Origin of the sequence: Sphingobacterium sp. UBA7253, assembly GCF_002472745.1 — a bacterium.
GTDB lineage: Bacteria > Bacteroidota > Bacteroidia > Sphingobacteriales > Sphingobacteriaceae > Sphingobacterium > Sphingobacterium siyangense.
In genome coordinates, this window is record NZ_DKSP01000044.1 from 28,504 (window position 1) to 49,242 (window position 20,739).

Here is a 20,739-nt window from a genome sequence, read left to right on the forward strand (position 1 = left end):
GCTACAGCTACAAGTTTAGCCCTACGATCAGTTTGACCAAGGAAAAAAATTGGAGCGAAAGCATTACAGATGAATTTATGAAATTAATCTTTAAATTCTATACGAATTACATTGGAATCGTCATCGTGAAGTCCGAGTAGCTGGCTTGCATTACCTTTATTGATGGCGATTTCAAGGTAGTTGGAAATACCAAATAAACAAAGTTTCTCGCCTTCTCCGACTTCGTTGTAATGCCAGGAAAGGTTGGTAATGGTTTCATTGCGTTTGAAATAAAGGACAAAATGACGTCCTTTTTGAACTTTATTGAATAGATCTTTCGAGATATTGGTAATGGCATTGCCGAAAGCATCCACATAAATGACGTTGCCTCGGATCATGTCTTTATCAAAGATAGGCTGCAAAGTTACTTTTTCGATGAGCTGTTGCATTGAAGTTCCGATTTCTTTCAGTTTGCCTCCCTTGGCAATATGACAGGCGGATTTAGAAAGGATATCTGCGAGCGGAAAGTGAAGATACCGAAGGTCTTGCATTAAGTTGAGCTCATAGAGTTCCTGTGGTTCATTGCCATTCAGCAATAGACTGAAAATACCATTGTCGGCACCGACGAAATAATGATCGTTGTATTTCATGCCGATATATTTCGACTCTTCATGAAACAGGGTGTTAATTCCGATAATGTGTACGGTTCCTTTAGGAAAATAATGATAAGCGTTACCTAATACAAAGGCCGCCCGAGGGATGTTGAATGCTGGAATTTCGTGGGTAATATCAACAATATTGGCACCGGACAACTGCGATAAAAGACTACCTTTTAACGCGGCTTGATAAAAATCTTTGTGTCCTAAGTCTGTTGTTAATGTAATTACTGCCATTATAATCTAAATCCTAGATCGAATTGCTGTCGAATTCCCTTAAATATACCCTTATATTTATCTAAATAGTGGACAAAATTACTATTTATCAGATGATTTATAAAGCTAATTGGATAACTTATTTTGAATCTGTCTTTTTTCGATTGATATACACAAACATAGCGAAGATTTTATGTATAATGAAATCTTTGTGCCCCTTTGTGGGCTGTCTCCATAAGCTTCTAAATCATCGTCGTTTGTACGCTGTATCTTCTTGGTTGTTTCGTTAGAATACGTTAATTTTGAATAGTATTATACAGGAACGATATTGTGTAATGGCTACAATCTAATTAATTCTAAATAGGATAAAATTTGAACGAATTACTAATTGCATTAGATGGTCTGAATTTGCCCATATTATGGGGAGCAGACAATGAGCACTTCGATTATTTGAAGAAGCAATTCCCAAAACTGCGGATTGTAGCTCGCGGAAGTGAAATGAAGGTGTTGGGAGACGCGAAGGAATTAGATCTGTTTGAGCAATCGTTTAAGGAAGTCATGGCTCATCTGGAGAAATTTAACAACATTACTTTATTGGATTTTGAAAATCTCCTTGGAGCAAGTGCAGGTTCTGCTGTTCAACAAGAAAAAGAACTTGCGGCCAAACATGCAGCCTTTGGATCTGAACCGATCGTGTATGGACCTAATGGTCTTATTGTACGTGCACGTACGGCCAACCAGCGAAAGATGGTGGATAGTATTTCGAAAAATGACATCTTATTTGCTATCGGACCGGCGGGCACAGGAAAGACCTATACGGCGGTTGCATTAGCTGTTCGAGCACTTCGAAATAAAGAAATCAAAAGGATCATTCTAACGAGACCAGCCGTAGAGGCCGGAGAAAATCTCGGTTTTTTACCTGGCGACTTAAAGGAGAAGGTAGATCCCTATTTGAGACCGCTCTACGATGCATTGGACGATATGATTCCAGCAGAGAAGCTAAAAGGTTATCTGGAAAATCGGACCATTGAGGTCGCTCCTTTAGCATTTATGCGTGGGCGAACACTTGACAACTGCTTTGTGATTCTGGACGAAGCTCAGAATGCAACGGATATGCAGCTGAAGATGTTTTTGACACGTATGGGGCCGACGGCAAAATTTATCGTTACAGGTGATATGACACAGGTAGATTTACCGAAAAAAAATCAATCTGGATTGTCTACTTCGATTCGTTTATTGGAGAATATCGAAGGAATAGACATTATCCACCTCAGCGGTGGAGATGTGGTTCGCCATAAATTGGTTCGCCGCATCCTCGAAGCGTATGGTGATATTTAATATTAAAAGACAAATCGAGCCGAGCGAGCTCTTAAATAAATGCGCTGCATTTATGAATGCCATTAAACGCAGTCATAAATGAACAATTACTTACATTTGAATTTTACTTTGAACATGAATGCTATAAAAGAAACAAATTTCAATTTCGAAAATCAGACTGCTTTTTACCGGGGAAAAGTACGTGACGTGTATACGATTGCCGATACTTATTTGGCGATGGTTGCCTCAGATCGTATTTCGGCATTTGATGTGGTACTTCCACGTCCTATACCCTATAAAGGACAGGTGTTGAATCAAATTGCAGCCAAATTTTTAAAGGCTACGGCTGATATTATTCCAAATTGGGTCGTATCTGTTCCGGATCCAAGTGTTACTATCGGTCAAATGTGTGAGCCGTTTAAAGTAGAAATGGTTATTCGGGGTTACTTGTCGGGACACGCTTGGCGTGAATATGCTGCAGGCAAACGTGAAGTATGTGGTGAGGCATTGCCAGAAGGACTGAAAGAAAATGACAAATTGCCTGAGCCAATTATTACACCGACAACAAAGGCTGCTGTTGGACATGATGAAGATATCTCACGTGCCGATATCTTGAAAAAGGGTATCGTAAGCGAGGAAGATTATATTCAATTGGAGCAATATACCAAAGCATTGTTCCAAAGAGGTACTGAAATTGCTGCGCAAAGAGGGCTAATTTTGGTGGATACAAAATATGAGTTTGGAAAAAAAGATGGAAAAATTGTGTTGATCGATGAGATTCATACACCAGATTCTTCCCGTTATTTTTATGCAGAAGGCTATCAGGAACGCCAGGAAAAAGGTGAGTCACAAAAGCAATTGTCGAAGGAGTTTGTTCGCAAATGGTTAATTGAAAACGGCTTCCAAGGGAAAGACGGTCAGGTCGTTCCGGAGATGACCGATGAGATCGTGGCTTCCATTTCTGAACGTTATATTGAGCTATACGAGCATATCGTCGGAGAGAAGTTTGTGTATCCAGATCAGGAAAACGTACTGGAACGTGTGGAAAGAAATGTGGCAAACGCCTTGAAAACGCTAAATTATTAGTACATTGTATCCTCAAACAAAGGAGATAGACTAATGAAGTATACCATTGATAAGCACGATCGCTATATTGTCATAGAACCTCATGTCGATGTGATTGACGCGGATAACGCCGCTAAACTCAAAGGGGAGTTTTTGTTGCGGAATACGATTGGACAACGGAATATTGTTTTGGATATGATCCACGTTAAGCAAACGGACGAGGTAGGTATCCGTTTAGGCGTGCTTGCCCATCGTTTATGTCAGTCTGTTGGTGGCATATTTATTTTGGTTAATCTTTGTCCAACGTTAATGGATATGGTTCGTGTATCGCATTTGGATAAATCGCTGAAAATAGCACCATCATTAAAGGTTGCGGAGGATTTAATCTTTGCGCACGAATTGGAATCTGAGTATCGGGGGACTATTGAGGATTAATATGAAGTTTGAAGTTCTGATATTGGGAAATAGCTCGGCAACGCCGATGTTTGATCGTCATCCGACTAGCCAAGTGTTGAACTTTAATGAGCAATTGTTTTTGATCGACTGTGGAGAAGGCACACAAATGCAACTTAGCCGATACGGCATCAAAAGCAATCGCATAGGACATATATTTATTAGCCATTTGCATGGGGATCATTATTTGGGCTTGGTGGGGCTGCTTTCATCGATGCACCTTGTCGGCCGAAAAAGTGATCTCCATTTGTATGGCCCACCTGCGTTAAAGGAAATTTTAGACGTGCAGTTTTTGCATTCCGAGACTATTTTACGCTATAATCTTGTTTTTCATCCGATTTCACCCGAACAGCCTGGCGTTATTTTTGAAAACAGAACATTAAAAGTAAGTGCTTTTCCATTAAAGCACCGTATCGCCTGCACCGGCTTTCGTTTTGATGAGGGACCCCGCGCGCGAACATTGCTGGGCGATGTCGTGCAGGAATTAAATATACCGACCGCCTATTTTCCGATGATCAAAAAAGGATTTGATTATGTCGATGAAAGCGGTACAGTATATCGTGCAGACGACCTGAGCCTTCCTGCCCCCTTATCGCGCAGTTATGTGTATTGTTCGGATACCGTACGGACGCCAGAATATCTGCCTTATGTGCAAAAGGCTAATCTGATGTATCATGAGTCTACATTCTTGCACGATATGGTTGATCGCGCAAAAGAGACGTTTCACACAACAGCGCTGGAAGCTGGAGAAATCGCCCAGGAAACTCACGCAAAGAAGTTGCTATTAGGTCATTATTCAGCTCGGTACAGAGATTTAAATCCCCTATTGGAAGAAGCGAGAACTGTATTCCCAGACACGGAACTCTCTGTGGAAGGTAGGTGGTTTTCCGTTTAGTTTTTTTGATTTTTCTCTGTATATCCCAGCGATGAGCGGGTAAAGACCAATGAAATAGTGATAAAGGGGAAGTAATCAGGACCACAAAACGAATAGATACCAAAAACTACCAGGTAGAACAAGCTGATAAATGCAACTGAAGATCCAATAGTCGCCTATGAATAATTGCTTATTATATTGCATATGATGAACAATTTATCTAAGTTTACGGCTCTAATTTTTTTATAATGGATAATCCATTCAACTTAAACAACCTACTACGGGAAAATATTAAGAAGCTCGTACCTTATTCATCCGCAAGAGATGAATTTAAAGGGGAGGCATCCATATTGATTGATGCCAATGAAAATCCTTTTGGATCCCCCTTAAACCATGATTACAACCGATATCCAGACCCTCTCCAACATCAAGTTAAAGCAAAACTTTCTAAAATAAAAGGTGTACCATCAGAGCATATCTTTTTGGGAAATGGAAGTGATGAAGCTATTGATATCTTATACCGTGCATTTTGTACCCCTGGTGTTGACAATGTCATATTAGTTCCGCCAACCTACGGGATGTATGAAGTTTCTGCGAACATCAATGATGTTGCTTTCAAAAAAGTAAACCTTACTGCTGATTACCAGCTGGATTTGGATGGTATTGCCAATGCAATAGACGCACATACTAAACTGATTTTTATCTGTTCTCCAAATAATCCAACAGGAAACTCAATCCGTCGCCAGGATATTGAAACGATCTTGAATAATTTTCAGGGGCTTGTTGTTGTCGATGAGGCTTATATTAATTTTTCTGCTGTCAAGTCATTTACGCAAGAACTGGCTGAATACCCCAATCTAGTGGTATTGCAGACTTTGTCTAAAGCTTGGGGGCTTGCGGCGCTACGCCTGGGCATGGCTTTTGCCAGTAAAGAGATTATAGCTGTTTACAATAAAATAAAACCACCATACAACATTAACCAGGCTACACAAGATATTGTATTGGAAGCCTTAGATCAGGTTGATCAAGTCAATGACTGGATCAAGGAGACGGTGGCGGAGCGCGAGAAACTCGTGCGTGAATTGCTTGAACTGGACTATGTGCAGCATATTACACCTTCTGATGCCAACTTTATTTTGGTCAAGATGGAGCAGCCACGTGAAGTTTACGATTATCTAGTTCAATATGGAATTATCGTTAGAGATAGATCCAAAGTCGAATTATGTGAAGGCTGCCTACGGATCACTGTTGGAACGCCTGCCGAAAATCAAATATTGTTAGAAAAACTTAATCAAATCAATAAATAATACTATGCCTGATAACTTAAAACGTGTACTGTTTATAGACCGCGATGGAACATTAATTTTGGAACCTGAAGACGAACAAATCGATTCTTTTGCCAAATTAAAATTCTATCCTGGTGCTTTGCAGTATCTTCCACGTATCGCAAAGGAGCTGGATTTCGAATTGATCTTGGTTTCCAACCAAGATGGTTTAGGAACGTCTTCCCATCCGGAGGAGAATTTCTGGCCAGTCCATCATTTTGTGATTGATACGTTTGCAGGAGAAGGAGTAGTGTTTGCCGAGGAACATATTGATAAAACCTTTCCACACGAGAATGCGGAAACCCGAAAACCGGGAGTTGGTATGCTTGGAGCTTATTTTGATACGTCGAAATACGATTTGAGCCAATCCTTCGTCATCGGGGATCGTGTGAATGATGTTAAATTAGCACAAAATCTCGGTGCAAAGGCAATTTGGCTGCGTGCTAACGATCAATTAGGTGCTTTCGAAAACCTTGCGATAGATTCAACTGTTATAGCTTTAGAGACAACAGATTGGAAGACGGTGTATGAATTTCTTAAATTGGGTACGCGCACTGCCGAACATCATCGTAAAACCAATGAAACGGATATTTTTATTCAGTTGAATTTGGACGGTTCGGGTAAGTCTGATATCGAAACGGGGTTACCGTTTTTCGATCATATGTTAGATCAATTGGCTAGACATGGAGCACTTGATTTGACCATCAAGGCGAAAGGTGATCTTCATATCGACGAACATCATACAATCGAAGATACGGGTATCGCACTGGGTGAGGTCTTTTTGAAGGCTTTAGGGGACAAACGTGGAATTGAGCGCTATTCCTATACGTTGCCAATGGATGATTGTTTGGCTCAGGTTGCATTGGATTTTGGTGGCCGCAACTGGATTGTGTGGGATGCGGAATTTAAACGGGAGAAGATCGGCGATATGCCTACGGAAATGTTTTTCCACTTCTTTAAGTCGTTTTCAGATGCTTCACGATCGAATTTAAACATTAAAGCTGAAGGTGACAATGAGCACCATAAGATCGAAGCGATCTTCAAAGCTTTTGCTAAATCTATCAAGAAAGCGGTAAGACGCGATGCCGACCATATGCAATTGCCAAGTACAAAAGGAGTATTGTAAGATGATAGGAATTATTAATTACGGTGCGGGGAATATTTTCTCTTTGACAGCGGCACTGGATCGTGTTGGGCTTACCTATGGTATGGTCAATACCGCAGATGAGATCGATCAATACGATCGTATCATCATTCCTGGAGTGGGGCATGCTGGCGCAGCAATGGACAAACTACAGGAATCAGGATTGGTGCCTTATATCAAAAAGCTAAAAAAGCCTGTATTGGGGATTTGTGTTGGTATGCAATTACTGACGGCTTTTTCAGAAGAAGGAAATGCCGAAATGTTAAAGCTTTTTCCTTTGAAGACGTTACATTTTGATGCCGAAAAGTCGGGTAAAGTACCACATATGGGCTGGAATAGTGTTTCCGTGCCAGCAAATAGTCCTTTATTTGCACATATTGAAGATCAAACTTATTTTTATTTTGTCCACTCGTACTTTATCGAATTCGATGCGACATATACTGCGGCAAAATGTGTCTATGGACAGCCTTTTTCGGCTGCAATTTCTAAAGACAATTTCTTTGGCGTACAATTTCATCCAGAGAAATCTGGAAAAGCAGGAGAGCAGCTGTTGCTCAATTTTTCAACTATTCAAATTGATTAAAAATATTCGACTATGTATATCATTCCAGCAATAGACGTTTTGGACAAAAAAGTTGTCCGTTTGAGAGAGGGTAACTACAATGACGTTACAACGTATGCGATTAGTTTAGAAGAGCAAATCGAAACCTACCGCGCAAATGGTACGGAACTCGTCCATATCATTGATTTAAATGGTGCAAAAGGAGACTTCAGCAATCAGGCCTATTTATTTGATATCATCCAGAAGACGGATATGAAGATTCAATATGGCGGTGGTGTTAGAAGCATAGAGAAGGTTAAAGAATTGGTAGATGCGGGTGTTTATCGCGTTATTGTCGGAACACAGGCAATTACAAATCCTTCATTCTTGGAGGAACTGGCGACATTGAATGAAGGTAAAGTAAAATATGCAGACCACATTGTTATAGCGATCGACGTATTGGATGAAGTCATCAAATACTCCGGCTGGTTGGAAAGCTCTCCAATCAAATTGATCGAATATATTGATAAATGCTTGGTTTTAGGGTTCTTTAGATTCTTATGTACCGATATTAGTAAAGATGGTAAATTGGGCGGTGCAGGTGTTGAATTGTACCAAAAGTTGTTGAACCATTCTCCGATTATCAAGTTAATTGCTTCTGGCGGGATCAGTTCAATGGACGATATTCAGAAACTTCAGGAACTGGGCAGTGTAGAATCTGTTGTCGTTGGTAAAGCAATCTATGAAAATAGAATCTCGATCGATGAAATCAAAGATTGGAATTTAAAATCGTTAATCAGATTTTAAAATGCTGGCAAAACGTATAATTCCCTGTTTGGATGTTAAGGATGGGCGGACTGTAAAAGGAGTCAATTTTGTGGATCTGCGCGATGCGGGTGATCCCGTTGAATTGGCCTATGAATATTCTCAACAAGGGGCTGATGAACTCGTTTTCCTGGATATTACAGCGACACATGAGGAGCGTAAAACGACAATTGATTTAGTCAAAGCAGTCGCACGTCAAGTGAATATTCCTTTTACAATTGGCGGTGGTATCAATGAAATCAAAGATGCTGACATCCTGTTGAATGCAGGTGCAGATAAAATTTCCATCAATTCCGCGGCGGTACGTAACCCCGATCTTATCAATCAGATGGCTGCAGCTTTTGGTGCACAATTTGTTGTTGTTGCTGTCGATACCCGGTCCACCGACGGTCAGCATTTTGTCCATCTGAGTGGTGGACGCATTAGGACGGAATTGAACACAGCGGATTGGATACTTGAAGCGCAGGAACGTGGAGCGGGAGAGATCCTGCTGACGTCAATGGATCATGACGGAACAAAAAATGGCTTTGATAATGGTTTTTTAAAAACAATAAATGACCGCATTCATATTCCACTGATTGCCTCTGGCGGAGCTGGTAATCAACAGCATTTTGTGGATGTTTTTCAGCAAGCTAACGTAGATGCTGCCCTGGCGGCATCGGTCTTCCATTATGGTGAAATATTGATTCCCGATCTTAAAGCTACTTTGCGTCAAAATGGAATTGTCGTAAGATAGAAAACAAGATTGATCAAGGAGAAGTAAGTCATAAACTTGCTGGATGAAATCCTGAGAAGTTAAAAGAGAGCTCACGGTTCTTCGAAAATAATTAAAAATTGAAATACTAAAATCATGTTAGATTTTGCAAAAAGTGACGGCCTCGTTCCAGTGATTGTGCAGGACTTCCAAACGTTGGAAGTATTGATGTTAGGCTATATGAACGAGAAAGCTTGGGAGAAGACACAAGCAGAGAAACGTGTTACGTTTTTCTCCCGAAGCAAAAATCGCCTTTGGACAAAAGGAGAGGAGAGTGGAAACTTTTTGAATGTAAAAAGCATCCATGTTGATTGTGATAAGGATACTGTTTTGATCAAAGCAGAACCAATGGGGCCTACCTGTCATACAGGGAGCAGAAGCTGTTTCAGTACAGACTTTAACCAAAACTTTCTGTTGGAGTTAGAGCGTATTGTCAACCATCGCTATGAACATCCTTCTGATGAATCTTATGTCAACCGCCTGCGTTCTCGCGGTATCAATAAGATTGCGCAAAAGGTTGGCGAGGAAGCTGTAGAAACAGTAATTGCAGCATTGACAGAAACAGATGCTGATTTTATCAATGAAACTTCAGACTTATTGTTTCATTTGATCGTATTGTTGCGTGAGAAAGGATTTTCTTTGGAAACAATTGCGAAAAACCTCGAGAGCAGACATCAATAGGTATTTGAAGGGACATCTTACTTCGTGCTCCTAGCTCACTTAAAATCGGAAGATGGCAACACCGTTGAACAAAATCCGAAACGGGGAGAAGGCTTTAAGCTAAGATGACAAAATAATCTAAGAAGTGCAGTATATTTGTGGATATACTGCACTTCTTGTTTCTGTCGGCTAACAATACGTATTGCTGTATTGATTTTTACTGGACTCACAGTTCGATCAGTGGAGTCCTACAGCATAAAAACTGGGCGTAAAATATGCGATCCGGCTGGAGAAGGAGTTTTAGCGAAATTACTATGGATATTACATTAAAATCGACATTACCAGGACATCAAAACCCTATTTTTTGTGTAGAGAAGGGTTATTATACGCACACATTTTTTACAGCTGGTAACGATAAGGGCGTTGTCGAATGGGATATTGAGCAGAATGCATTTAAGCGTATTCTCTGCGCAGTAAGTTCATCGGTATACGCTTTACGGTTGATAACGGGTACGCCGATTCTGGCCATAGCCTTGCGCGAGGGCAAGCTACTTTTTGTACATGTAGAAGAGCAAAAGCTTGTAGCAAGCATACAACTGAGCACCAAAGCTATTTTTGCATTGGCTTATATGTCCTGGAAAAATGAGCTTTTGGCGGTAGGTGAAGAGGGGACATTGTATGTCATTGACTTGGCAACTTATAAAAGTATTTACGAGAAGCGTATATCCCCAACAACAATTCGGGCAATTGCAATTGATGAAGGACTTGGACGAATAGCATTGGGCGATAAAGATGGACAGGTTTATATGTTGGACAGTACTGACTTTCATGTTATTACTGATTCAAAATTGCATAGTATGCCCACTACGTCGCTGGCATTTATCCATAATAAATTGCTAAGTGGTGGAAGGGATGCGCAATTGGTGATTTCAGATCCAAATCAATTGACAACTAATTTTTCCTTTGTACCTCATCTTTTTACCGTATACGGAATATATCCCCATCCTGAAGCGCCAATTTTTGCAACTGTCAGTCGCGATAAATCGTTGAAGTTTTGGTCCACAGCCGATTTTGCACTATTGAAAAATATGAGCCGCGAGAAGATGCAAGATGGCCATCATTTATCTGTAAATGCAGGATCATGGTCCGAAAATGGACAATATTTCTTTAGTGTCGGTGACGACAAATTAGTGAAAGTCTGGGAATTTGAAAATAAATAAATGATCAAAAATAGCGCAGCTTATCTATTCGCTGTCTAAAAGCTGTAATACCTGCGTAAGGTATTTCTCATCGACTTCATCAAAACTATTTAATTCACTGCTGTCAACGTCCAGCACACCGATAATCTGTCCCTGTTTAAAAACGGGTAGCACTATTTCGGACCGCGAGAGCGAACTACAGGCAATGTGTCCCGGAAATTGCTCTACATCAGGAACAATCAATGTTTTTTCCTGTGCCCAAGCACCCCCGCATACGCCACGGCCTTTCTTGATACGCGTGCATGCAACGGGGCCCTGAAAAGGGCCTAATACGAGCTCGTCTCCATCAACAAGATAGAAACCAACCCAGAAAAAATTGAATTGTTCTTTCAGTGCAGCAGCGATGTTAGCCAAATTGGCTATTTGATTAGGCTCGCCTTGCAATAGTCCTCCAATCTGAGGAAGTAAATTTTGATATTGTTCTTCTTTGCTACCTTTAGCTATTTGTAAATCCTCTGCCATAAAAATCTATGTAAAAAAATAATCATGCATTTGCTATCAGGATTACAATTGCCAAGCATGTTTTGCCTGTCCGGAAAGCTTCAGGGCATATTGAGTTCCAACCTGCATGAAATGAAAAAGCGCTAATACGCTGTTCAAAGTTAACAGAATATTAGCGCTTTCTTATCAGGCAAATGTTATTATTTCTTGGTGTTGATAATATTCACCCGAATGTAGTTGCTTCTTTTGCCGGAAGGCGTTACAACAACGGCTTTGAAAACACGTTCCTTACTATTAGGAACCGTAATTTTCACTGGACCTGTATATTCTAAATCCAATTCTGAAGGATCGTAGTTGTCCAATGTGTAATAAATTTTGGCTCCTTCAACAGATGGTTTCAAGCCTCTGATCGTATATTCCGAAGCATATACGGTGGTATCTGTTATGCCATATACTTCCGGTACACGATAGAATGTATTGGTTTGGTCAAGTTTAGCCAGCTGATTTGCTGCACGTTGTTCTGAGAAATTTTTCCAGTTCTTTTTCTCTGGCTGTGTCCAGGCAATTTCAGAAAGCGCTAAAACGCGCGGTAACACTGTAAATTCGACTTTATTGGATGATCCAATATACTCTGTCCAAATATTTGCTTGTACACCTAAAACGTGTTTCTTGTTGTTTTCAGCAATTTTGCTAGGCATTGGATCTGACGAATATACTTTGCTCAATGTGGAAAGTCCGCCGATACTTAAAGGTTCTCTGTTTTGATCAGGACCTTGTTTGTGATCAAAATATAGACCATAGCTGTTTGCCGTAATGATCACATCGTGACCTTGATTGGCTGCATCAATTGCGCCTTGATCGCCTCTCCAGCTCATGACAGTCGCATTAGGCGCTAAACCACCCTCTAAGATCTCATCCCATCCAATGATACGTTTACCTTTACTATTGATGTATTTTTCCATACGCTGGATAAAATAGCTCTGTAACTCATGTTCATCTTTGAGGTTGTTGTCTTTGATTCTTTTTTGACAAAATGGACATGTTTTCCATTTTGTTTTTGGACACTCATCACCACCGATGTGGATATATTCGCTAGGGAATAGGGGAATGACTTCATCAATTACATCTTCCAATAATTTGAATGTCTCTTCTTTTCCGGCACAGAAAACATCGTCAAACACTCCCCAAGTCTGAGCAGCTGTGTAAGGTCCTGGCTTTTCACCACAACCCAATTCTGGGTAAGCCGAAAGTGCTGCTAATGCATGTCCTGGCATCTCGATTTCGGGTATAACCGTTACATATTTAGCTTTTGCATAGGCAACCACTTCTTTGATTTGGTCCTGGGTATAGAAACCACCATAAGGTGTATTGTCATAATCGCCATCTGTCTTGTAGTTACCCAGCAGTGTTTGCTTGCGGTAACCGCCAACTTGAGTCAATTTTGGATGTGATTTGATTTCTATACGCCAGCCTTGGTCGTCTGTCAAATGCCAATGAAACGTATTCAATTTGTAAGATGCCAGAATATCAATGTATTTTTTTACAAATTCTACAGGAAAGAAGTGACGGCCAACATCGAGATGTAATCCACGATAGGCAAAACGCGGTTCATCCTGGATTGCAGCTTGTTGAATTTCTATGCTGGCCTTTTTATCTACAGGTAGCAATTGGATCAACGATTGCATACCATAAAATAGACCGGCAGCTTTTCCGCTAATAGTTGCGCGGTCCGAACTTATGTTAAGTTCATATGCTTCCACATTAGTGGATTTTGCGTTTTTGGAGGAGAAATAGATCGTATTGCTGCTCGCTGATTTCACTACTGATAAATTGAGATTGTAGTTGCTTTTTAGGAAATCCTGAAACAGCATTGCAACTTTTTTGTCCTCTTCGCTATCAAAGGCGATTTTGGTGTTAGCGTTGATTTTAAACGTACCATTTTTAATTTGAACCTGTTGCGGTAATGGCACAATGTTCAAGGTAGCATCTTTCTTTTCTTGCGCAAATACTGCTGCTCCTACACTTAGAGCCAGCGCAAGTGAAAATAGTTTCTTCATGCGTGAGATTATAACTGAAATAAGAAGTCCTAAAAATAGGTGAATAAATACGTTTTAGCAAAGAGGAAATGTAACAAATAGGGTATGAAAATACTGCTGAAAGTGTTTTTGGGCACTTAGAAGTAGTTTGGATAATAGCGTCATTGGGGTAGATCAATCGTTTGTTTAGTCTGTTAAAGGGGATATTTTACTTTGGAGAATAGTATCCAAATTTAGGTAAAAAAAATATGCCTTTTAACTGTATTTATCCGTGTTCTACTGAGCAGCTGTTCAGTAGAGCACAACGGAATCTGCTTTTCTGGTAACAGTCCCTCAAGCGCCATTTTGAAGATGGCGATAATTGGTTGATACCAAATTCAAAATAAGGATAATATTTAATCAATTTTTAGACAGTGCTTACTCAGTGCTTATTCAGTCTTCACTGACTGATCACTGAGCAAGCACTGAATAAACAGTGTCAAAATACCACATTTGATCCCTATTTGATGTCCGTTTGCTGTATCTAAAAACCAAAGCGAAAAGAAGGAAAGGGCTCGCCTTTGTAAAGAATAAATCGCTGTTGTGATGCTTCCTTTTTAGCCCTCGATTTATTGCAAAACTGAGGTTCGGGAAATAACAAAGGAACCCGAAGGTTCCTTTATATCTTTTACGCTACAGCATTAGCAGTACGTATCCGTTATCTAATGATTAATATCGGATACGTACTGCTAATGTTTATGCATTAAAGTCGTTTCAATGCTAATTTGATCATATCCTCTACGGAAAGATTGCTTTCGGTCTTTAAAATGGTATTTAACACCTTCTCTGCCGCGACTTTGTTGAATCCGAGCATAACCAGCGCTGATAAAGCTTCTTCTGGCACAGATTGGGATTGGATAGGTGATGCCAAGGCTTCGAAGCCCTGTTTTTTTAATTTATCCTGAAGTTCCAGTATAAGACGTTGTGCTGTTTTAGGGCCGATTCCTTTAATCTTTTGAATTAGGGCAACCTGGCCATTGACGATGGCAGACTGGATCTCATCCGGTGTGTTTGACGATAGGATCATGCGGCCTGTATTGGGGCCAATACCAGAAACAGAGATCAAATTTTCGAATAATTTTTTCTCGCCTTCTGTCGCAAAGCCATAAAGCGTGTGTGAATCTTCCCGAACTTGAAGTGATATAAATAGTTTACAATTTTCCTGATCCTTGATTTGGGAGAAGGTATAGAGAGAGATGTGGACATAATAACCAATCCCACTCACATCGATAACAACATGAGTGGGGGCTTTATATGCTAATTTTCCATTGAAATATTCGTACATAGTATACGAATATAGGAAGATTTTAAGCTATTCTATAAATTTTTAAGATGTGCTTGTACATCGACTACGGCAATGGTAACCATATTGACGATTTCGCGTACAGAGCTGTCCAATTGCAATACGTGAATTGGTTTGTTCATACCCAAAAGGATTGGACCTACAGCCTCAGCTTCACCAACTTCTTGCAATAATTTATAAGCGATATTTCCGGACTCCAAATTAGGAAATACGAGTGTATTCGCAGATTTTCCATTTAAGCAGCTGAAGGGGAAATTTGCTGTCAACATTTCGCTGTTTAAGGCGAAGTTTGCTTGTAAATCACCATCAGCAATAATCTCTGGATGTTGATCGTGTAGGATCTGCGCTGCCGCTCTTACTTTTGTTGGCGTTTTTCCTTCGCTTGAACCAAAATTAGAGTAAGATAGTAATGCAATACGTGGCTGAATGTTCATGCGTTTCACAGCTTTATCCAATAACAGGGTAATGTCTGCTAGTTCTTGTGCTGTAGGGTCTTCATTTACGGTTGTATCACCCATGAAGATTGGTCCTTTTTTTGTTAACATCATATACATACCTGCGACACGGCTGCCTGGTTTAGCACCGATTACATGTAATGCCGGACGGATTGTATTTGCATAATTTTTGGTCATACCGGAAATTAGGGTATCAGCTTCGCCAAATTCCACTAAAGAGGCACCAAAATAGTTGCGGTCGTACATCAACTTACGGGCATCGTATTTCGATATACCACGGCGTTGTCTTTTGATGTAAAGATGCTCAATAAATTTCTTTGAACGCTCCGTTTCGTTGTCGACTTCAGCAACTGGGTCGATAATTTCAAGACCATCCAATTCAAAAGCATATTCTTTGATTAAACGTTCGATTTTATCTCTTCTACCTAAAAGAATTGGAATCGCAATGCCCTCTTCTTTAACAATCTGTGCCGCACGCAACGTTTTGTAATTGTCTGCTTCTGCAAAAACAACACGTTTAGGATCTCTTTTTGCAGCCATAGTCAAATTGCGCATAATCGCATCATCTTTACCAAGACGTTTACGTAGGGCATCGCTGTATTGATCCCAATCTTCGATTACGGTCTTTGCCACACCTGATGCGATGGCAGCTTTTGCAACAGCCATGGAAACTTCAGTGATCAAACGCGGATCGGTAGGTTTTGGAATGATATATTCTTCCGAGAATTTTAAATTGCTCGTGTTATAGGCTTGATTTACTTCTTCTGGAACAGGTTGTTTCGCCAAGTCTGCAATGGCACGCACTGCGGCAATTTTCATTTCCTCGTTAATTGCTGTTGCACGTACATCCAAAGCACCACGGAAGATATATGGGAAACCCAATACATTGTTTACTTGGTTAGGATAATCTGAACGACCTGTACCCATGATAATATCGTTACGTGTTGCCATCGCCAAATCGTAAGCAATCTCAGGATTTGGATTTGCCATCGCCAATACAATTGGGTTTGGAGCCATCGTTAACAACATCTCTGCCGACATGACGTCTGCTGCCGATAAACCGATAAATACATCCGAATCTTTTACAGCATCTGCCAGGGTGCGAATATCGCGATCTGTTGCATATTGTGCTTTCATACTGTCTAGATTTTCTCTATCAGTACGGATTACACCTTTGCTATCCAGCATCACAATATTTTCTTTGCTAGCACCTACTGAAATATACATTGCAGTACACGACATTGCAGCTGCTCCAGCGCCATTGACGACGATTTTTACTTTTGAAATATCTTTACCGATAATTTCACAGGCGTTGATCAATGCTGCACCTGAGATGATTGCTGTACCATGTTGGTCATCGTGCATCACCGGGATGTTCATTTCTTCTTTTAGACGGCGTTCGATTTCAAAACATTCCGGTGCTTTGATATCTTCCAGGTTGATCCCTCCAAAAGTAGGCTCCAATGCTTTGACAATGTTGACAAACTCATCGACATTTTTGGTGTCCACTTCGATGTCAAATACATCAATGTCGGCAAAAATTTTGAATAATAAACCCTTACCTTCCATGACTGGTTTACCAGCTTGGGCGCCGATATCGCCTAAGCCCAATACTGCTGTACCATTACTGATAACAGCAACAAGGTTTCCTTTTGCGGTATATTTATAAGCATCTTCTTTGTTCTCAGCAATAGCCAAACATGGCTCCGCTACACCTGGAGAATATGCTAATGATAAGTCTCTTTGCGAATTTGTTGGTTTGGTCGGAACAACAGCTATTTTACCAGGTCTACCCATTGCGTGGTAGTTTAACGCTGCCTGTTTACGATTAGTGTTACTCATTACGATTTTATTAATTTAAGGCTACAAATCTATCATTCTTTTTGATAATTGGAAATATTTGCCAATATCTTATTATAATTAGACAATAATATGTTACTTCAGGACATCCAACAGTTTAAACATTTGCTGACGCATGCTGGAGGCCGACCCAGCATAGTTGTTAACCAGTAACGTGTAGGTAAATGACTGTCCTGTTTTATTGGTATGTACACCTGTATAACCAAGTACGCCGCCGATTGTTCCACTTTTCATCTTCATATTGTTATAGGTGGGAAGACTTTCATAGAAAGCAGGGTACCAACTTTGTTTTTGTGCATACTGCATAATCTTATTCATCGCGGCTGTGGTCACTCGATTTTGAGGTGATAGTCCCGAACCATCCATACTATTGAGTTCACTGGATTTTATGCCTAATTTGGCGTTCCAATATTTTTGGATATAATAGGCGCCATCGTCGGTACCTGTTTTACCCGCTGTTGTATAAGCTATCGCTTTCAATAGGGCTTCTCCATAGAGATTGATGCTCTTTTGGTTAAACCAGTAGACAATTTTATCTAAGGTTGGAGATAGGTGAATATCCAGGGTTTGTTTTTTTGAAACATCGACTGAATCCATCTTCGTTCCGGTAGCAGGCCGTTCGCTGGCAACAATACCGTTGTTGTTTAAGACTTCGTTTAATTGATAAGCGAGATCATAAGCTGGATCGGGAGAGGAGAGCTCAATTGTTTTCTTGAGATCCTGCCCATAGGAACCACGCACAAATATCTTAGTTGAATAGGGGGCAGCATAGGCGTATACATTGTCGCCGCTTCCTGATTTACCAGTGGTTGTTTCATTGATAATTTCCAGGTAGGGAACTTGGGCTGTATAACTAAGGATCTCCGCTTTGGCGCCAATTTTATTACTTGGGGTAAAATTTATGCCAAAAGCGTTCTCACACCAATTGAGCGAAGAAATCCCCGCGCCGTAGTAGTTACCCATGTCAGTCCAGATCCAGCCACCCGGAAGCTGGTTCCCATTATAAAGCCGATCATCGGCAATGATAGCGCCATTAATACTTTTGATACCGGCATTTTGGATCGCTGTAAGCCACTTATTCAGTATCGTTGTTGCCTGAGTCTCCGGATAGCGAGCGCTGCCAAGGGTAGGGTCGCCCGTACCTGTCACAATAATACTTCCGTTTAACACACCGTTCTCGTCGATTTCACCTGTATAATACAGGGTTGTTTTGAACTGAAAATTCTTACCCAGGAAGTCCAATGCCGTGGCCGAAGTGATTACCTTCATGGTGGACGCGGTTGCTAGTCCGATATTTTCATTTGCTGCGAATACAGTCTGACCTGTTTTTCCATCGAAAACTATCAGTGAGCTCAAACCATTCCTGAGGCTTTCCTGATTTTGAAACTGCGTAAAAGCATCCTGAATTTTACTGCGAAGATCCTGCGCAAATAATGGAGTGGTAACGGTCGTTAACGCGTAAGTAGAAAAAGCAATGGTACTTAGCAGAAATTGGTTCATATATACTATTTTTTTTATCGTCCTAGGGTATATCCCAGTTTATCTTCAATGAGTTTGCAAACACGGTTATCTATATTCGTGCAGGCAATCATGGATATTCCATTGGATTTATCATGATGACTTGAACGCAGCCTATTTTAAGGGAAAAGCGTTCGCTGTACTTCGTTTGTTTTATTTGGCTTAAAGTTAGGCATTCGACCCTAAAAAATCCTAACTTGCATAAAATTGTATAGACGACATGAAGCATATCGAAAAATTAGCTGCCATTCGTGAGGCGATGAAGGTTCAGGGAATCGATGGATATATCATTCCATCTTCAGATCCTCATATTAGTGAATATCTACCGGAACGTTATAAATGCATTGCCTGGGCCTCGGGTTTTACCGGGTCAGCAGGTACGTTGGCAATCACACAAGATTTTGCCGGCCTTTGGACCGATTCTCGCTATTTTGTCCAAGCAGCGGAGCAATTGGCAGGAACAGGTTTTGAATTGGTGAAATTGAAAGTGCAGGGAGCTGCAGAATATGCTGATTGGTTGGGCGAGCAGTTGGGTGCTGGTGCTAAGGTTGCTTTTGATGGCAATCTCGCTTCTTTATTGGTGGCCCAATCTGTTCAGCATACTTTGGAGCCTTTGGAGATTAAAGTAGATGGTCATGTTGACCTGTTGTCACCATTATGGGAAGGACGACCAGAGCTTCCTAAGGCACAGGCCTACCTGCTGGACGAAAATATTACGGGACAGTCAACGGTTTCTAAAATTGAAGCTGTCCGCGCGGAGATGAAAAAGAATAGAACGGAGGCTCATCTGATCTCATCTTTGGATGACCTGGCCTGGTTATTAAACATCCGTGGTCAAGATGTACCTTGTAACCCTGTTGTTTTGGGATTTGTATTGATTACAGCAGAAAAAGCAACGCTTTATATTGAACCTTCGAAGTTGACAACTCAGGCAACGGAAGAACTGAAGGGCTATGGAGTGGATATTGCAGCTTATGAGGATCTCTTTAAGATAGTTCCGACATTGGAGGTTGCATCTATTCTTATCGATCCAAAACGTACCTGTTTTGCTGTTTTCGACAGCGTACCTAAACAGGTTAAAATTGTTGAGAAAATAAACCCTTCGACGAGTTTAAAAGCAATTAAGAATAAGGTTGAAGTTGAAAATAACCGCCATACGTTTGTAAAAGACGGTATAGCGTTGACTCGTTTCTTCAAATGGTTGGAAGAGAATGTCTCCTCTGGTGAGCTTTCTGAATTATCTATTGCTGACAAATTACGTGGATTTCGTGAAAGTCAAGATGGCTTTGTTGACGTCTCATTCACGACTATTGCGGGATATTTGGATCACGGTGCCCTGCCGCATTATTCGGCTAATGAAAAATCGAATTATACACTAGAGCCTAAAGGTTTACTATTGGTCGATTCTGGGGGGCAATATACTACAGGGACAACGGATATTACCAGAGTGGTAACGCTTGGAGGTCTTACGCAGGAGGAAAAAGAGGATTATACCCTTGTGCTCAAGGGAACAATAGAAGGCTCTCAGGCTATCTTCCCTACTGGAACGCGCGGCTATCAGATCGATGCAATTACGCGTCGTCCATTGTGGGAAACATTACGCAATTATGGACATGGTACGGGACATGGTGTCGGTTTCTTCTTGAATGTACACGAAGGTCCACAAGTGTTCAATGCAGCAGCAATAGATGTTGCTGTTGAACCAGGTATGATCACTTCAATAGAGCCTGGATTGTATCGCGTCGGCAAACATGGTATTCGCATTGAGAACCTCGTGTTGACCCGTAAAGCAGGATCTTCCGAATTTGGAGACTTCCTGGACTTTGAGACACTAACAATGTGTTATATCGCAACCGATTTAGTCGAAAAATCCTTATTGGATAAGAAACATATTGCCTGGCTAAATAACTATAATCAGTGGGTATTTGATCAATTATCGACTCATCTTACGGTTGAGGAAAAGAATTGGTTGGCAGACAAGTGTCAGGCGATTTAATCGCTCAAAAAGAATAACGACAG

Annotated in this window: 18 protein-coding genes; 12 read left to right on the top strand and 6 right to left on the bottom strand. The window is 40.8% G+C overall.

Going from position 1 to position 20,739, the window contains the following annotated elements:
• Nucleotides 1-83 precede the first annotated feature (83 nt).
• Nucleotides 84-872, bottom strand: a complete 789-nt coding sequence (locus tag B2X72_RS04105) for an SAM hydrolase/SAM-dependent halogenase family protein (protein WP_046672337.1) — start codon at nucleotides 870-872, stop codon at nucleotides 84-86.
• Nucleotides 873-1,223: 351 nt separating this feature from the next.
• On the opposite strand from B2X72_RS04105, the gene B2X72_RS04110 reads away from it, so the two are divergent.
• The 11 genes from B2X72_RS04110 to B2X72_RS04160 all read left to right on the top strand — a co-directional run bounded on the left by B2X72_RS04110 (nucleotide 1,224) and on the right by B2X72_RS04160 (nucleotide 11,029).
• On the top strand, nucleotides 1,224-2,189 hold the full coding sequence (locus B2X72_RS04110; protein WP_046672338.1) for a PhoH family protein: 966 nt from the start codon (nucleotides 1,224-1,226) through the stop codon (nucleotides 2,187-2,189).
• Between the two features lie 114 nt (nucleotides 2,190-2,303).
• Nucleotides 2,304-3,254 (top strand): phosphoribosylaminoimidazolesuccinocarboxamide synthase, encoded by a 951-nt coding sequence (locus B2X72_RS04115; protein ID WP_075994626.1) that lies wholly within the window; start codon nucleotides 2,304-2,306, stop codon nucleotides 3,252-3,254.
• Nucleotides 3,255-3,287: 33 nt separating this feature from the next.
• Nucleotides 3,288-3,668, top strand: coding sequence for an STAS domain-containing protein (locus B2X72_RS04120; protein ID WP_075990983.1), 381 nt, complete (start codon nucleotides 3,288-3,290; stop codon nucleotides 3,666-3,668).
• Between the two features lies 1 nt (nucleotide 3,669).
• Entirely contained in the window at nucleotides 3,670-4,581 is a 912-nt protein-coding gene (locus tag B2X72_RS04125) for a ribonuclease Z (RefSeq protein ID WP_088160171.1), read from the top strand.
• 227 nt (nucleotides 4,582-4,808) lie between these two features.
• Entirely contained in the window at nucleotides 4,809-5,867 is a 1,059-nt protein-coding gene (gene hisC, locus B2X72_RS04130) for a histidinol-phosphate transaminase (RefSeq protein ID WP_075990985.1), read from the top strand.
• Nucleotides 5,868-5,871: 4 nt separating this feature from the next.
• Nucleotides 5,872-7,011: a bifunctional histidinol-phosphatase/imidazoleglycerol-phosphate dehydratase HisB gene (gene hisB, locus B2X72_RS04135; protein WP_182983332.1), complete on the top strand. Its 1,140-nt coding sequence runs from the start codon at nucleotides 5,872-5,874 to the stop codon at nucleotides 7,009-7,011.
• Between the two features lies 1 nt (nucleotide 7,012).
• Nucleotides 7,013-7,612, top strand: coding sequence for an imidazole glycerol phosphate synthase subunit HisH (gene hisH, locus B2X72_RS04140; RefSeq protein WP_046672343.1), 600 nt, complete (start codon nucleotides 7,013-7,015; stop codon nucleotides 7,610-7,612).
• A gap of 12 nt (nucleotides 7,613-7,624) precedes the next feature.
• Complete coding sequence (locus B2X72_RS04145; RefSeq protein ID WP_075990987.1) at nucleotides 7,625-8,377, top strand: HisA/HisF-related TIM barrel protein; 753 nt, start codon at nucleotides 7,625-7,627, stop codon at nucleotides 8,375-8,377.
• Nucleotide 8,378: 1 nt separating this feature from the next.
• A complete protein-coding gene (gene hisF, locus B2X72_RS04150; protein WP_182983331.1) occupies nucleotides 8,379-9,131 on the top strand; it encodes an imidazole glycerol phosphate synthase subunit HisF in 753 nt (250 codons plus the stop codon).
• A 114-nt stretch (nucleotides 9,132-9,245) separates the two neighbouring features.
• Nucleotides 9,246-9,830: a bifunctional phosphoribosyl-AMP cyclohydrolase/phosphoribosyl-ATP diphosphatase HisIE gene (hisIE, locus tag B2X72_RS04155; protein ID WP_088160174.1), complete on the top strand. Its 585-nt coding sequence runs from the start codon at nucleotides 9,246-9,248 to the stop codon at nucleotides 9,828-9,830.
• Nucleotides 9,831-10,123: 293 nt separating this feature from the next.
• Nucleotides 10,124-11,029, top strand: coding sequence for a WD40 repeat domain-containing protein (locus tag B2X72_RS04160; protein WP_244294523.1), 906 nt, complete (start codon nucleotides 10,124-10,126; stop codon nucleotides 11,027-11,029).
• A gap of 24 nt (nucleotides 11,030-11,053) precedes the next feature.
• On the opposite strand, the gene B2X72_RS04165 is transcribed toward B2X72_RS04160, so the two are convergent.
• The 5 genes from B2X72_RS04165 to dacB all read right to left on the bottom strand — a co-directional run bounded on the left by B2X72_RS04165 (nucleotide 11,054) and on the right by dacB (nucleotide 18,702).
• Nucleotides 11,054-11,530, bottom strand: a complete 477-nt coding sequence (locus tag B2X72_RS04165) for a GAF domain-containing protein (protein WP_046672350.1) — start codon at nucleotides 11,528-11,530, stop codon at nucleotides 11,054-11,056.
• Nucleotides 11,531-11,709: 179 nt separating this feature from the next.
• The gene (locus B2X72_RS04170; RefSeq protein WP_145328919.1) at nucleotides 11,710-13,566 is read right to left on the bottom strand and encodes a beta-N-acetylhexosaminidase; all 1,857 of its coding nucleotides are present in this window, start codon (nucleotides 13,564-13,566) and stop codon (nucleotides 11,710-11,712) included.
• A gap of 721 nt (nucleotides 13,567-14,287) precedes the next feature.
• A complete protein-coding gene (gene ruvA / locus B2X72_RS04175) occupies nucleotides 14,288-14,869 on the bottom strand; it encodes a Holliday junction branch migration protein RuvA (RefSeq protein ID WP_145328917.1) in 582 nt (193 codons plus the stop codon).
• Between the two features lie 32 nt (nucleotides 14,870-14,901).
• On the bottom strand, nucleotides 14,902-17,184 hold the full coding sequence (locus B2X72_RS04180; protein ID WP_145328916.1) for an NADP-dependent malic enzyme: 2,283 nt from the start codon (nucleotides 17,182-17,184) through the stop codon (nucleotides 14,902-14,904).
• A 93-nt stretch (nucleotides 17,185-17,277) separates the two neighbouring features.
• Nucleotides 17,278-18,702: a D-alanyl-D-alanine carboxypeptidase/D-alanyl-D-alanine endopeptidase gene (gene dacB, locus B2X72_RS04185; protein WP_120333575.1), complete on the bottom strand. Its 1,425-nt coding sequence runs from the start codon at nucleotides 18,700-18,702 to the stop codon at nucleotides 17,278-17,280.
• A 238-nt stretch (nucleotides 18,703-18,940) separates the two neighbouring features.
• Between dacB and B2X72_RS04190 the strand changes: the two genes are divergently transcribed.
• Nucleotides 18,941-20,716 (top strand): aminopeptidase P family protein, encoded by a 1,776-nt coding sequence (locus B2X72_RS04190; RefSeq protein ID WP_182983330.1) that lies wholly within the window; start codon nucleotides 18,941-18,943, stop codon nucleotides 20,714-20,716.
• The last annotated feature ends 23 nt before the right edge of the window (nucleotides 20,717-20,739 follow it).

Excerpts from the sequence above, each read along its gene's own strand:
- B2X72_RS04105 (WP_046672337.1), bottom strand. The coding sequence starts at position 872 with ATGGCAGTAATTACATTAACAACAGACTTAGGACACAAAGATTTTTAT.
- B2X72_RS04115 (WP_075994626.1), top strand. The coding sequence starts at position 2,304 with ATGAATGCTATAAAAGAAACAAATTTCAATTTCGAAAATCAGACTGCT.
- B2X72_RS04120 (WP_075990983.1), top strand. The coding sequence starts at position 3,288 with ATGAAGTATACCATTGATAAGCACGATCGCTATATTGTCATAGAACCT.
- B2X72_RS04125 (WP_088160171.1), top strand. The coding sequence starts at position 3,670 with ATGAAGTTTGAAGTTCTGATATTGGGAAATAGCTCGGCAACGCCGATG.
- hisC (WP_075990985.1), top strand. The coding sequence starts at position 4,809 with ATGGATAATCCATTCAACTTAAACAACCTACTACGGGAAAATATTAAG.
- hisB (WP_182983332.1), top strand. The coding sequence starts at position 5,872 with ATGCCTGATAACTTAAAACGTGTACTGTTTATAGACCGCGATGGAACA.
- hisH (WP_046672343.1), top strand. The coding sequence starts at position 7,013 with ATGATAGGAATTATTAATTACGGTGCGGGGAATATTTTCTCTTTGACA.
- B2X72_RS04145 (WP_075990987.1), top strand. The coding sequence starts at position 7,625 with ATGTATATCATTCCAGCAATAGACGTTTTGGACAAAAAAGTTGTCCGT.
- hisF (WP_182983331.1), top strand. The coding sequence starts at position 8,379 with ATGCTGGCAAAACGTATAATTCCCTGTTTGGATGTTAAGGATGGGCGG.
- hisIE (WP_088160174.1), top strand. The coding sequence starts at position 9,246 with ATGTTAGATTTTGCAAAAAGTGACGGCCTCGTTCCAGTGATTGTGCAG.
- B2X72_RS04160 (WP_244294523.1), top strand. The coding sequence starts at position 10,124 with ATGGATATTACATTAAAATCGACATTACCAGGACATCAAAACCCTATT.
- B2X72_RS04165 (WP_046672350.1), bottom strand. The coding sequence starts at position 11,530 with ATGGCAGAGGATTTACAAATAGCTAAAGGTAGCAAAGAAGAACAATAT.
- B2X72_RS04170 (WP_145328919.1), bottom strand. The coding sequence starts at position 13,566 with ATGAAGAAACTATTTTCACTTGCGCTGGCTCTAAGTGTAGGAGCAGCA.
- ruvA (WP_145328917.1), bottom strand. The coding sequence starts at position 14,869 with ATGTACGAATATTTCAATGGAAAATTAGCATATAAAGCCCCCACTCAT.
- B2X72_RS04180 (WP_145328916.1), bottom strand. The coding sequence starts at position 17,184 with ATGAGTAACACTAATCGTAAACAGGCAGCGTTAAACTACCACGCAATG.
- dacB (WP_120333575.1), bottom strand. The coding sequence starts at position 18,702 with ATGAACCAATTTCTGCTAAGTACCATTGCTTTTTCTACTTACGCGTTA.
- B2X72_RS04190 (WP_182983330.1), top strand. The coding sequence starts at position 18,941 with ATGAAGCATATCGAAAAATTAGCTGCCATTCGTGAGGCGATGAAGGTT.